This window comes from Cellulosimicrobium cellulans (assembly GCF_001722485.1).
In the GTDB taxonomy this organism is placed as follows: domain Bacteria; phylum Actinomycetota; class Actinomycetes; order Actinomycetales; family Cellulomonadaceae; genus Cellulosimicrobium; species Cellulosimicrobium cellulans_A.
Map to the genome: position 1 here is coordinate 1 of NZ_LWGL01000100.1, position 11,919 is coordinate 11,919.

Here is an 11,919-nt window from a genome sequence, read left to right on the forward strand (position 1 = left end):
CGAGGCGACCCCGGCGACCTCGCGCGCGCGACGCCTCCGCGCGTCCCTGTCCGTCGCCCTCGTGCTCGTCCTCGCCGGCCTGCTCTTCACGGCGAACGCGCGTCTCGCCCAGGGCGAGGAGAGCCGCCGTGAGCGACCGCGCGCGCGAGCACCTCGACGCGTTCCGCGACGTGGCGGCGACCTTCGCGCAGACGGCCGACGTCGCGACGCTCGGCGCGTTCCTGGCCTGGCTCGGCGTCGCGGCGTCGCGCGAGAACGGGCTCGACCTGCCGGTGCGCGAGCCCGACCCCGACGCGGTGCAGGTCATCACCGCGCACGCTGCGAAGGGGCTCGAGTGGGACGTCGTCGCCGTGCCCGGGCTCGTCGACGGCGTCTTCCCGACGGTCGCGCAGTCGTCGTCGGGCACGCGCGCGGACAGCGGCTGGCTGACGGACGTCGCGCAGCTGCCGTACCCCCTGCGCGGGGACGCGGCCGACCTGCCGGCGTTCCGCTACGACCTCGCGAGCGACACGAAGGACCTCGTCGCGCGCCGCGACGAGTTCCGCGCCGCGTGCGGCGAGCACCAGCTCGCCGAGGAGCGGCGCCTCGCCTACGTGGCGTTCACGCGCGCGCGCCACGAGCTCTACCTCACGGCCGCGTGGTGGCAGGGCGGGGCGAACCCGCGCGCGCTGTCGCCGTTCCTGCTCGAGCTCGCCGAGGCGGGGGCCGTCACGACCGACGGCTGGGCACCCGTGCCGGAGCCCGGCGCGGCGAACCCGCTGGAGGACGTGGAGGTCACCGCGACGTGGCCCGCGCCCGACGACGTCGTCCCCGGCTCGGCGCGCGCGGTGCTGCGCGCGACCGCGGACTACGTGGCGCGTGCGGCGGCAGAGCGCGAGCAGGCGGTGCAGCGTGAGGCGCACGCGCCCGAGCGGACGGACGGGGACGGGCGTCCGGCGCCCGCGCTCACCGCGCGCGAGGGCGTGCTCGTGGACGCCGACGGCCGCGACCTCGTCACGCTCGCCCGCGTGCTGCTCGCCGAGCGGGCCGACCGCGCCGACCGGGACGTCGCGATGCCGGCGCACGTGTCGGCGTCGGCGCTCGTGCGGCTCGCGAGCGACCGCGAGGAGTTCGCGCTGCACCTGCGCCGGCCGGTCCCGAGCGAGCCGACCGTGCACGCCCGCCGCGGCACCCAGTTCCACCTGTGGGCCGAGCGCTACTTCCGCAGCTCGTCGCTGCTCGACGTCGAGGACCTGCCCGGCGCCGACGACGACGACCTCGACCCCGACCAGGACCTGGAGTCGCTGCAGCGCACGTTCCTCGCGTCGTCGTGGGCGGCTCGCACGCCGATCGCCGTCGAGGTCGACGTGGAGACGCCCGTCGGCTCGACGGTCCTTCGCTCGCGCATCGACGCCGTCTTCCCCGAGCGGCCCGAGCACGCCGGCGGGGCGACGGACGCCGTCGTCGTCGTGGACTGGAAGACGGGGCGCGCGCCGACGGACCCGCAGGCGCGCCGGGCGCGCGAGGTGCAGCTCGCGGTGTACCGGCTGGCCTGGTCACGGTGGTCCGGGCTGCCCCTGGAGAAGGTGCACGCGGCGTTCTACCACGTGGCCTCCGACGAGACCGTCCGTCCGCAGCGGCTGCTCGGCGAGGCCGAGATCGAGGCGTTGCTGCGCGGGTGAGCGGTCAGTCGTCCTCGGGGGCGCGCGTCGCGTCCTCGAGGTCGGCCAGCATGTCGAGGGCGTCCGCGACGACGTCGTCGAGCCCGTGCCGCACGCCGTGGAGGAGCCAGCGGGCGAGCGCGAGCTCCCCGACCAGCAGCGCGCGGTCCGTCAGGTGCCGGTCGGTCAGCTCGGTGCGGCGCAGCTGGTACGCCTCCATGATCGAGTCCACCGCCTCGGGCGGCGCCGAGACGAGGAGCCACGCGAGGTCGTCCGCAGGGTCCGCGACCCGCGCGTCGGCCCACCCGGTCACGCCGGTCACGCGGCCGCCGGAGACCAGCACCTGGTCGGGGCCGAGGTCGCCGTGCACGACGACGGGCTGGAACCGCCACAGGGACACGTCCTCGAGCGCGGACTCCCAGCGGCGCAGCAGCGCAGCCGGCACCTTGCCCGTCCCGGCCGCCTCGTCGAGCTCGGCCATGCGGCGCTCGCGGTACGTCTCGGCGTCGTAGGCGGGCAGGCCCGCGTCGTCGACGATCGCGCGCGGCAGCTCGTGGACCGAGGCGATGACGCGGCCCAGGTCGGCGGCGAGGCCGGGCCCGGGGCGCAGGGCGTCGACGTCGAGCGCGTCGCCCTCGACCGCCGGGTGCACGACCGCGCGCCCGCCCTCGGGCAGGGGCGCCGACCCGCTGATGCGCGGGACCGCGAAGGACAGCACGCCGGAGTCGACGTAGTGCTGCAGCGACGCGAGGAGCTCCGTCTCGGCCTCGAGTGCCGCGCCCGCCTGCAGGGTCCGCGGGGCGCGCACCGTCCAGCGGGCGCCGTCCGCGTCGGTCACGACGGCGGCGTCGTAGTCCCCGGGGTCCGCGGCGAGCCGTGCAGTCCGGGCGTCGAGGCCGGGCACGGCCGCCGTCGCGAGCGCGGCGAGGGTGAGGGCAGAGCGTGGCACGTGACCCAACGTAGTGGCTCGGCCCGCGTGCCCGCCCGTCCACGCCGACGGCGGCACCGGCGCCCGGCGCCGCGGTGGCCTACGGTCGGGGGGTGAGCCCCGAGCACCCCGCGACGCGCACCCTGCCGCAGCCCCTCGACACGGCGGCCGTCGACCGGGCGGCCCACCGCCGCACCGAGCCGCGCCTCGTCTCCCGGCTCCGCGGGGAGCCGACGACGCGTGTCGTCCTCGTGCACCGCGGCCGGCTCGCGGTCTCCGGGGAGGCCGGTGCGACCGCCCTGGCGCTGCTGCCGCCGGAGGCCGTGGCCGAGGTTCCGGCGCCGGAGGACGGCGAGCGGCCGCGGTGGCTGTTCCTCGGCGAGGACACGGCGCCCGTCGACGCCCCGGCGTCGTATCTCGCGCTCGTGCTGCCCGACGACGCCGACGCCGAGGACGTCGACATCGAGGGCGTGGACCCGGCAGAGCCCCTCGCGGTGCTCGCGCGCGAGCACGCGTGGTCGGGCCTGCGCGAGCTGTCGCCGCGCCTCGACCCGTCGCAGGCCGCGCTCGCGACGGAGGCGGTCGCGCTCGCCGCGTGGCACGCGGTGCACGAGCGCTGCCCGCGCTGCGGCGAGCCGACGACGCTCGAGAGCGCGGGCTGGACGCGGCGCTGCGTCGCCCAGGGGACCGAGCTGTACCCGCGCACGGACCCCGCGGTCATCATGGCCGTCGTGCACGACGGGCCCGAGGAGCGGCTGCTGCTCGGGCACGCCGCCCACTGGCCCGAGCGGCGGTTCTCGACGCTCGCCGGCTACGTCGAGCCGGGGGAGTCGCTGGAGAACGCCGTGCGCCGGGAGGTGCGCGAGGAGGTCGGGGTCGAGGTCGGCGACGTCGCCTACCGCGGCAGCCAGCCGTGGCCGTTCCCGGCGTCGCTCATGGTGGGCTTCGTCGCCCGCGCGCGCACCACGGAGCTGCGTCCCGACGGCGTCGAGCTCACTGACGCGCGCTGGTTCACGCGCGCGGAGCTCGAGCGCGACGTGCGGTCGGGCGACGTGCTGCTGCCGGGCCGCGGGTCGATCGCGCGCGCCCTCGTCGAGGAGTGGTTCGGCGGGGCGCTGCCGGGCGCCTGACCGGACCGGCGCGCGGCACGGGCTCGTGCGGGCGCCGGTCCGGTGGAGCGGCGGTCAGGCCGCGAGGCGCTGCTTGACCTCGGCGAGGGAGGGGTTCGTCGCGGCGGTGCCGTCCGGGAACACGACCGTCGGCACGGTCTGGTTGCCGTCGTTGACCTGCTCGACGAACGCGGCGGTCTCGGGGTGCTCCTCGATGTTCACCTCGGTGTACCCGATGCCCTCGGACTCGAGCTGCGTCTTCAGCCGACGGCAGTAGCCGCACCAGCTCGTCGAGTACATGACGATCGAGCCGGGGGCGGGCGTGGTCGGGGCGGTGGCCATCGTGGAGGACTCCTCGTGTCGGGGATCGGGCTGCGGTCGCAGCCTCGCACCGGACGGACAACGCCGCACCCTCCTCCCGTTGTTCCCGCGGTCCCTTCGTCGTGGTCGTCCCCAGGCCGTGGCCAGGGCGTGCCGCGTGTCGGACCGGGCTGCGAGAATCGCGGGTGATGTCCACGTCACCGGCCCCCCGCTCGTCCGCCCCGCACCCCTCGGCGTCCGCCGCCTCGTCGCTGCGCTCGGCCGACGCGATCCTCGACGCCCTCGACCCGGACCAGCGCGACGTCGCGCTCGCGCTCCACGGGCCCGTGTGCGTCCTCGCCGGGGCCGGCACGGGCAAGACGCGCGCGATCACGCACCGCATCGCGTACGGGGTGCGCACGGGCGCCTACGCGCCGACGTCGGTGCTCGCCGTGACGTTCACCGCACGGGCCGCGGGGGAGATGCGCACGCGCCTGCGCGAGCTCGGCGCGACCGGCGTGCAGGCGCGGACGTTCCACGCCGCGGCCCTGCGCCAGCTCGGGTACTTCTGGCCCAAGGTCGTGGGCGGCGCCCCGCCCCGCATCCTCGAGCACAAGGCGCCGGCGGTCGCCGAGGCCGCGCGGCGCCTCGGCGTGGGGGTGGACCGGGTCGCGGTGCGCGACCTGTCGTCCGAGGTCGAGTGGGCCAAGGTCTCGCTCGTCACGGCCGACGACTACGTGCGCGCGTGCGCCGCGATCGACCGCGACCCGCCCGCGGGCTACGACCACCAGACGGTCGCGCGGCTCATCACCGCCTACGAGGACGTCAAGACCGAGCGCTCCGTCATCGACTTCGAGGACGTGCTCCTCATGCTCGGCGACATGCTCGCGACCCAGGGCCAGGTGGCCGACGAGGTCCGCCGCCAGTACCGCCACTTCGTCGTCGACGAGTACCAGGACGTCTCGCCGCTGCAGCAGTTCGTGCTCGACCAGTGGCTCGGCGGTCGCGACGAGCTGTGCGTCGTCGGCGACCCGTCGCAGACGATCTACTCCTTCACGGGCGCGACGCCGCACCACCTCCTGACGTTCTCGCGCACTCACCCGGGCGCGCAGGTCATCCGGCTCGTGCGCGACTACCGCTCGACCCCCCAGGTGGTGCACCTCGCGAACCAGCTCCTCGCCCGCGCGGGGCGCGCCGGCGGCGCGCACCAGGCGCTCGAGCTCGTCGCGCAGCGGCCGTCGGGCCCGCCGGTCTCCTTCACCGCGTACGACGACGACGACAGCGAGGCCAAGGGCATCGCCGAGCGCGTCGGCCGCCTGCTCGCCGCAGGGACCCGCGCGAGCGAGATCGCCGTCCTCTACCGCACCAACGCGCAGTCCGAGGCGTTCGAGTCGGCGCTCGCGGACGCGGGCATCGGCTACCTCGTGCGCGGCGGCGAGCGCTTCTTCCAGCGCAAGGAGGTGCGCGACGCCGTCGTCCTGCTGCGGGGCGCCGCGCGGTCGGCGGACCCGGACGTCCCGATGCCGGAGACGGTGCGCGACGTGCTCGTCTCGGCCGGCTGGGCCCCCGAGCCGCCGGCCGCGCGCGGAGCCGCGCGCGAGCGCTGGGAGTCGACGCAGGCCCTCGTGGCGCTGGCCGACGACCTCGCGGGGACGGCCCGGGCGGCCGGCGCGGACGCCCCGACCCTGCAGGCCTTCGTCGCGGAGCTCGAGGAGCGGGCGGCGGCGCAGCACGCCCCGACCGTGGAGGGCGTGACGCTCGCCTCGCTGCACGCCGCCAAGGGGCTCGAGTGGGACGCCGTCTTCCTCGCGGGGATGAGCGAGGGGCTCATGCCGATATCGCTCGCCGAGACGGACGAGGCGGTCGCCGAGGAGCGCCGGCTCCTGTACGTCGGGATCACCCGGGCGCGCGAGCACCTCGAGCTGTCGTTCGCGCGCTCGCGCAACCCGGGCGGCCGCGCGACGCGGCGCCGCACCCGGTTCCTGGACGGCCTGTGGCCCGACGACCCGTCCGCGGCCCGGGGACGTCGCCCGCGTGCGGGACAGGCACGCGTACAGCTCACCGGCGAGTACGACCGCGAGCTGTTCGACCGGCTGCGCGAGTGGCGGATGCAGGTGGCCCAGGAGACCGACAAGCCGGCGTTCACGGTCCTCGTCGACACGACGCTCGCGGCGATCGCGGAGACCCGGCCGCGCACGGTCCCGGAGCTCGCCCGGATCAACGGGCTCGGGCCGGCGAAGATCGAGCGGTACGGCGCGACGCTGCTCGACATCGTCGCCCGCGCCGGCTCCTGAGGGCGCCCGGAGAAATCGCCCGAAAGAAGTCTCGTAAATATGTTGTGCGCCGTCCGACGGGCGGCATATGGTCGTCGGGTCCTGATGGAGAGGGGCGCGCCGAGAGGCGGGTCCCCGATGGAGAGAGGGGGTGGGTGCTGATGATGACGAACCAGATCGTGATGACGATCCTGCTGGATCTCGCGGTCGCGAACGCGGCCACGCCAGGAGGACTCCGTTCCCGTGTGCGCGCGCACGGCGGCGCCTTCGTCAACCGCCCCGCACCCGACTCCGCCCCCAGGACACGTCCGGTCTGATCGACCGGCACCTTCCAGGCCGCGGAGTCCATCTGGGACCCGCGGCCTTCGTGTCTTCCGGCACGACTGTCGATGAGGATCACCGGCGTCTCCCGTCATCACCGACGGGACCGCTGTCCTCGGGGTCCTGTGACGACGACGTTCACACCACGACAGGACATCACTGGAGGACATCGTGCGGCTCACCGCGCTGCTCGACAACATCACTGCCCAGGGCGGATCCGGCCCCTGGGCGCCGCACCAGCCCCTCGCCACGCCGCTGGGCGAGAAGGACGTCGCCGAGTTCGACCGCCTCGTGTCCGGCCTGCTGCCGTGCCGCACCAACGACCCGGAGCTGTGGTTCGCCGAGCGCGCCACCGAGGTGGAGCAGGCCAAGGCCCTGTGCCGCACCTGCCCGCTCGTCGAGGGCTGCCTCGCCGGCGCGGTGGAGCGGCGCGAGCCGTGGGGCGTCTGGGGCGGCGAGGTCTTCGTGGACGGCGTCGTCGTCGCGCGCAAGCGCGGCCGGGGCCGGCCGAGCAAGGCCGAGGTGCTCGCACGTCAGGCGGAGGAGGCGGCCCGCGAGGCCGCCCGCGCGGGCGACGAGGCGTCAGCCTCCGTCCCGGCCGCCTGACGTGCGGGCCGACCGCGCGAGCGGCGCCCCGTCCGGGGGAGCGCTCGCCAGGCCGCCGCACCCGCACCGCGGGTGGGGGGACGTCTCGCGCAGCCGCGGCACCGCATCGGGAGCAGGGATCTCGAGGCAGGCCGCGGCTGTGCGGGGCGCGGTCCCGTCGAGGGCGGCCAGCACCTGACCCGCCGCGTGCGCCGCCGCGACCGCGGCGAGCACCGACTCCTCGTGGCGCGGGCCGGGGAGCTCGCGCAGCTGCCGGGCGACCTGCGGCCAGCACGGGTCGACGTCGGCGCGGTGCAGGTCCACGCACGTGAGGCACGGGTCGAGGCCCGGCCGCACGAACGGGCCGACGACCACGTCGGCCTCCCGCACGACCACGGACAGGTGGGGGACGCCGTCGCCCACGAGCTCGCGGACCCGCGCCGGGTCCGCCGCGTGGTGCTCCACGACCACGACCACGTCGGGCCGCTCCGGGCCCGACCCCTCCCGCAGCGGTGAGGTGACCGACGCCCCGGTCCGCACGTGCGGGGAGATCTCCTCGATCGCGCGCGCCAGCGCCGTCTCGCGCGGGGCCCCGACGTCCCGGAGCCGGTAGGCGCCGAGTCCCACGTCCGTCACGAGGACCGGCGACGGGTCGTGCAGGCCCACCGATCCCACGCCGGCGGTCGCGAGCGTCGTCGCGACGCTCGCGCCCAGACGACCGAGCCCCACCACCGCGACGGAGGACCGCGCCCGGGCCGCGAGCACGCGGTGCGCCGCGCCGTCGGGGCGCAGCGCGGCGAGCACGGCCCGGTCCGCCTCGCCGTTCCCGGGAGCCGGCGTCGACGCCCGGCGCGGCGGTGCCGGCACGAGGAGGAGGGCGTCGTCGAGAGCCCGGACCAGCGCCTCGCGGCGCGCGGCCGGGACCGTCGGGCCGTCGCCGGCGGCGCGGGCGGTGCCGACGGTGCCTGACAGGGAACTGAGCCATGCCTCGTCCGCGGCGTCCAGGCCGACGAGGCGGACGGCCCAGCGCGGGTCGGTGCCGTACTGGATCTCGCCCGGGGCGCGACGCAGCACGGGGGTGGAGGGACGCAGCACGCGTCGTCCGGGCACGGTTGCTCCTCGCTCGCCGGTGACGGGGCGGCCCGGTGGGGGCCGCAGCGACAGCGTGGCACGCCGCGAGGGCCGCGACGGGGTCGTCCACAGGTCTGCCGACGACGCGGGCGTATGGCGATCCCTTGACCCCGGCTCGCCCGAAGCGCGACATCACCGCCGACGCGCGGACGGCGTCCCCGCATCCCGACGGCGTGGGGCCTGCCGTCCCATGGCGATAACCAGTACGGTCTTGGCGTGGTCCGAGAGACGGTCGTGGAGGTCCGGCGCAGCCGCCGGCGCAAGAGCACCGTGAGCGCGTACCGCGACGGCGACCGCACGATCGTCGCCATCCCGGCCCGCTTCACGCGCGAGCAGGAGCGCGAGTGGGTGCAGCGCATGCTCGACCGGCTCGCCGACTCCGAGCGCCGCCGACGGCCGTCGGACGAGCAGCTCGCGCGTCGTGCCGCCGACCTCTCGGCGCGGTACCTCGACGGGCGCGCCCGCCCGTCGAGCGTGCGCTGGGCCACGAACCAGGACCGGCGCTGGGGCTCGTGCACCCTCGTCGACGGGTCGATCCGCATCTCCACGCGCGTGCGCGGCATGCCGGGCTGGGTGCTCGACTACGTGCTCCTGCACGAGCTCGCGCACCTCCTGCACGCCGGCCACGGGCCGGAGTTCTGGAGGCTCCTCGAGGCCTATCCGCGCACCGAGCGGGCGCGCGGCTTCCTCGAGGGCGTCTCGTTCTCCCGTGACGTCGACTCCGGCGAGGTTGAGCCCGAGTCGCCCCCGGACGCCGAGCAGGACGTGACCGAGGACGACGAGGACGACCTGGACGACGCGGAGGCCTAGGCGGAGGCCTCCGGGCGGTCGTCGCCGTCGGCCGCGCTGCGGAAGATCTGCTCGAGCGCCTTGTCCACGTCCGCCTCCTCGGCGCGCGCGGCCTCGCGGCGGGAGCGGTAGCCCGCCGGGTCGTCGAGGTCCGTCGCGTCGGGCAGCAGGTCGGGGTGGTCCCACACGCCGTCGCGCCCGTCGGGGCCGGACTGCGCCGTGATGAGCGCCCAGAGCGCCGCCGCGTCGCGCGAGCGGCGCGGGCGCAGCTCGAGCCCCACGAGGGTCGAGAACGTGTGCTCGGCCGGGCCGCCCGCGGCACGCCGGCGGCGCAGCATCTCGCGCAGCGGCACGGCGTGCGGGAGGTGGGGGAGCGCCGCGGTCGCCGTCACCTCGTCGACCCAGCCCTCGACGAGCGCGAGGGTCGTCTCGAGGCGCAGGAGCGTCGCCTGCTGCTCGGGCGTGTTCTGCACGCCGAAGACGCCGCCCGACAGGGCGCGCTGGAGCGCGCCGGTGTCCGTCGGGTCGACGTCCGCGAGCTGCGACTCCAGCGCGTCGAGGTCGATCGTGATCCCGCGCGCGTACGCGTCGACCAGGCCGAGCAGGTGACCACGCAGCCACGAGACGTGCGTGAACAGGCGCGCGTGCGCGGCCTCGCGCAGCGCGAGGAAGAGCCGCACCTCGTCCGCGGGCGCGTCGAGGCCCTCGGAGAAGGCGGCGACGTTCGTCGGCAGCAGCACGGTCGCGGGCTGGTCGAGGAGCGGGAGGCCGACGTCGGTCGCGCCGAAGACCTCGCGCGAGAGCGTCCCCGCGGCCTGTCCCACCTGCATGCCGAACACCGCGGACCCGAGCCGGCGCATGAGCGCCGCGGGGTCGCCGCCCAGGGCGCCTCCCGGAAGCCCGGGGAGCGAGAACCCCACGGGCGGGGGCACGTCGTCGCCCCCGAGCTGGTCGCCGAGCTGGTCGCGCAGGACCGTCGCGAGCGCGTCCCCCACGGATGCCGCGACGGGCGCGACGAGCGCGTTCCACGCGGGCAGCGTGCGCTCGACCCACTCCGAGCGGCTCCACGCCTGCCCGCGACCGCCGGCCGGGGGCAGGTCGGTGACGACGTCGAGCCACAGCTCGGCGACGGACAGCGCCTGCGTGACGTCGCGCAGCTGGGCTCCTGTCACCGTCGGGTCGCCCTCCGCCACCGCGACCTGGCGCGCGACGTCGTGCGAGACGTCGGTGTTGACGGGGCCGTCGGCCGGGGTCGCGAGGAGCTTCTGCACCTGCGCGAGCACGTGCTGGAACAGCTGCGGGTCGGCCGCGGGTCCGCCCGCGGCCGCGAGGGACTGCGGGTCGAAGCCCCGGGCGCGCAGCTCGCGCAGCGCCTCGTCGGCGTCCGCGCCGAGCATCGACCGGAGCAGCTCCTCGAAGCCGCGGTCGGCCCCGCCGGCGTCGTCGGGGCCGGGCGTGCGGTCGTCGGGGGGCAGGCTGCTCATGCGGGGACTCCTCACGGTCGCGTCGGGTTTCACCGTAACCACGAAAACGGGGCGCGACGGGCGTCGGGACGGTCCGGGTGGCCCGGGTTCGCTCACGGCGCAGCGCCGGGCGGGCGGAGCCGTCGTCCGGGACGATCCCAGGATCGTCGGGGATGATGTGCCGGTGACCGACCGCCCGTCCTTCGACGAGCTCCTCCTCGAGGAGGAGCCCCCGCCCCCCGTCACCCGGCGCTCCGTGACCTTCGGCGTGTCCCTGCTCGCCACGACGCTGCTCGTGGCGGGCCTCGCGGTGCTGCCCGCGCCCTACGCCGTGCGTGCGCCCGGGCCGACGGAGGACACGCTGGGCGAGCAGGACGGCCGGCCCCTCATCTCCGTCACCGGCGCGGAGACGTACGACTCCACGGGCGAGCTGCGCCTGACGACCGTGTCGGTCGCGGGCGGGCCCGGCTACCCGGTGAACCTCGCGCAGGTCGTGCAGGGCTGGGTCGAGGGCTCGCGGTCCGTGCGGCCGGTCGAGGAGGTGTTCCCGCGGGACCGCTCCAAGGAGGAGACCGAGGAGCAGAGCCAGGCGGAGATGATCAGCTCCCAGGAGAACGCGACCGTGGCCGCGCTCACCGAGCTCGGCTACGACGTCCCCGCGACGCTGACCGTGCGCGGCACGAGCCCGGGCACGGGTGCCGAGGGCGTCGTGGAGGCCGACGACGTCATCGTCTCGCTCGACGGCGCTCGCGTGGACACGTACGCGGACCTCATCGACGGTCTCGAGGAGGTGCCGCCCGGCGACGACGTGACGCTCGGCGTCGTGCGCGACGGCCAGGAGACGGACCTCGCGGTGACGACGAGCGACGGCGGCGACACGGCGCTGCTGGGCGTCTTCATCGACCCGGCGTTCGAGTTCCCCGTCGACGTGTCGATCCAGATCGACGACATCGGCGGCCCGAGCGCGGGGATGATGTTCGCGCTCGGCATCGTCGACCAGCTCACGCCCGAGGACGAGGCGAACGGGGTGTCGATAGCGGGGACCGGGACGATGAGCGTCGAGGGCGACGTCGGCCCGATCGGCGGCATCCAGCAGAAGCTGTACGGCGCGGTGCGCGACGGCGCGACGTGGTTCCTCGCCCCGGCCGGCAACTGCCCCGAGGTCGTGGGCAACGTCCCCGAGGGGCTGAACGTCGCGCGCGTCTCGACGCTCGCCGAGGCCCGGGACGCGATGACGGCGATCGGCGCGGGGGAGGGCGACACCCTCCCCACGTGCGGGCCGCCCGCCTGAGCCGGTCGACCGGGCCGCCCGCCTGAGCCGGTCGACCGGGCCGCCCGCCTGAGCCGGTCGGCCGGGCCGCCCGACTGACACGGCCGCGC

At 76.3% G+C, this 11,919-nt stretch carries 11 protein-coding genes; 7 read left to right on the top strand and 4 right to left on the bottom strand.

Annotation, left to right across the window (positions count from 1 at the left end):
* Window positions 1-128 precede the first annotated feature (128 nt).
* Window positions 129-1,661 (top strand): 3'-5' exonuclease, encoded by a 1,533-nt coding sequence (locus JZ5iCDA_RS11550; protein WP_069387312.1) that lies wholly within the window; start codon window positions 129-131, stop codon window positions 1,659-1,661.
* Window positions 1,662-1,665: 4 nt separating this feature from the next.
* Here JZ5iCDA_RS11550 and JZ5iCDA_RS11555 read toward each other — a convergent pair whose 3' ends face one another.
* Window positions 1,666-2,589, bottom strand: coding sequence for a macrolide 2'-phosphotransferase (locus JZ5iCDA_RS11555; RefSeq protein ID WP_069387313.1), 924 nt, complete (start codon window positions 2,587-2,589; stop codon window positions 1,666-1,668).
* Window positions 2,590-2,681: 92 nt separating this feature from the next.
* Between JZ5iCDA_RS11555 and nudC the strand changes: the two genes are divergently transcribed.
* Window positions 2,682-3,698: an NAD(+) diphosphatase gene (gene nudC, locus JZ5iCDA_RS11560; RefSeq protein WP_069387314.1), complete on the top strand. Its 1,017-nt coding sequence runs from the start codon at window positions 2,682-2,684 to the stop codon at window positions 3,696-3,698.
* 54 nt (window positions 3,699-3,752) lie between these two features.
* Here nudC and JZ5iCDA_RS11565 read toward each other — a convergent pair whose 3' ends face one another.
* Window positions 3,753-4,019 (bottom strand): mycoredoxin, encoded by a 267-nt coding sequence (locus JZ5iCDA_RS11565; RefSeq protein WP_069387315.1) that lies wholly within the window; start codon window positions 4,017-4,019, stop codon window positions 3,753-3,755.
* A 167-nt stretch (window positions 4,020-4,186) separates the two neighbouring features.
* Here JZ5iCDA_RS11565 and JZ5iCDA_RS11570 point away from each other — a divergent pair, with 167 nt between their 5' ends.
* The 3 genes from JZ5iCDA_RS11570 to JZ5iCDA_RS17980 all read left to right on the top strand — a co-directional run bounded on the left by JZ5iCDA_RS11570 (window position 4,187) and on the right by JZ5iCDA_RS17980 (window position 7,177).
* Window positions 4,187-6,271: an ATP-dependent helicase gene (locus JZ5iCDA_RS11570; protein ID WP_083259935.1), complete on the top strand. Its 2,085-nt coding sequence runs from the start codon at window positions 4,187-4,189 to the stop codon at window positions 6,269-6,271.
* Window positions 6,272-6,405: 134 nt separating this feature from the next.
* Window positions 6,406-6,567 carry a hypothetical protein gene (locus JZ5iCDA_RS18905; protein WP_171905365.1) on the top strand — a complete coding sequence of 54 codons (162 nt, stop codon included), beginning with the start codon at window positions 6,406-6,408 and terminating at the stop codon, window positions 6,565-6,567.
* A gap of 175 nt (window positions 6,568-6,742) precedes the next feature.
* Window positions 6,743-7,177: a WhiB family transcriptional regulator gene (locus tag JZ5iCDA_RS17980; protein ID WP_083259936.1), complete on the top strand. Its 435-nt coding sequence runs from the start codon at window positions 6,743-6,745 to the stop codon at window positions 7,175-7,177.
* On the opposite strand, the gene JZ5iCDA_RS11580 is transcribed toward JZ5iCDA_RS17980, so the two are convergent.
* The gene (locus tag JZ5iCDA_RS11580; protein ID WP_139123078.1) at window positions 7,154-8,266 is read right to left on the bottom strand and encodes a ThiF family adenylyltransferase; all 1,113 of its coding nucleotides are present in this window, start codon (window positions 8,264-8,266) and stop codon (window positions 7,154-7,156) included. The genes JZ5iCDA_RS17980 and JZ5iCDA_RS11580 overlap by 24 nt on opposite strands.
* A gap of 237 nt (window positions 8,267-8,503) precedes the next feature.
* Here JZ5iCDA_RS11580 and JZ5iCDA_RS11585 point away from each other — a divergent pair, with 237 nt between their 5' ends.
* The gene (locus tag JZ5iCDA_RS11585; RefSeq protein WP_069387317.1) at window positions 8,504-9,097 is read left to right on the top strand and encodes a YgjP-like metallopeptidase domain-containing protein; all 594 of its coding nucleotides are present in this window, start codon (window positions 8,504-8,506) and stop codon (window positions 9,095-9,097) included.
* Here JZ5iCDA_RS11585 and JZ5iCDA_RS11590 read toward each other — a convergent pair.
* Window positions 9,094-10,560 carry a zinc-dependent metalloprotease gene (locus tag JZ5iCDA_RS11590; RefSeq protein WP_083259939.1) on the bottom strand — a complete coding sequence of 489 codons (1,467 nt, stop codon included), beginning with the start codon at window positions 10,558-10,560 and terminating at the stop codon, window positions 9,094-9,096. The genes JZ5iCDA_RS11585 and JZ5iCDA_RS11590 overlap by 4 nt on opposite strands.
* A 163-nt stretch (window positions 10,561-10,723) precedes the next feature.
* On the opposite strand from JZ5iCDA_RS11590, the gene JZ5iCDA_RS11595 reads away from it, so the two are divergent.
* Window positions 10,724-11,830, top strand: a complete 1,107-nt coding sequence (locus JZ5iCDA_RS11595) for a YlbL family protein (protein ID WP_253182059.1) — start codon at window positions 10,724-10,726, stop codon at window positions 11,828-11,830.
* Window positions 11,831-11,919 lie beyond the last annotated feature (89 nt).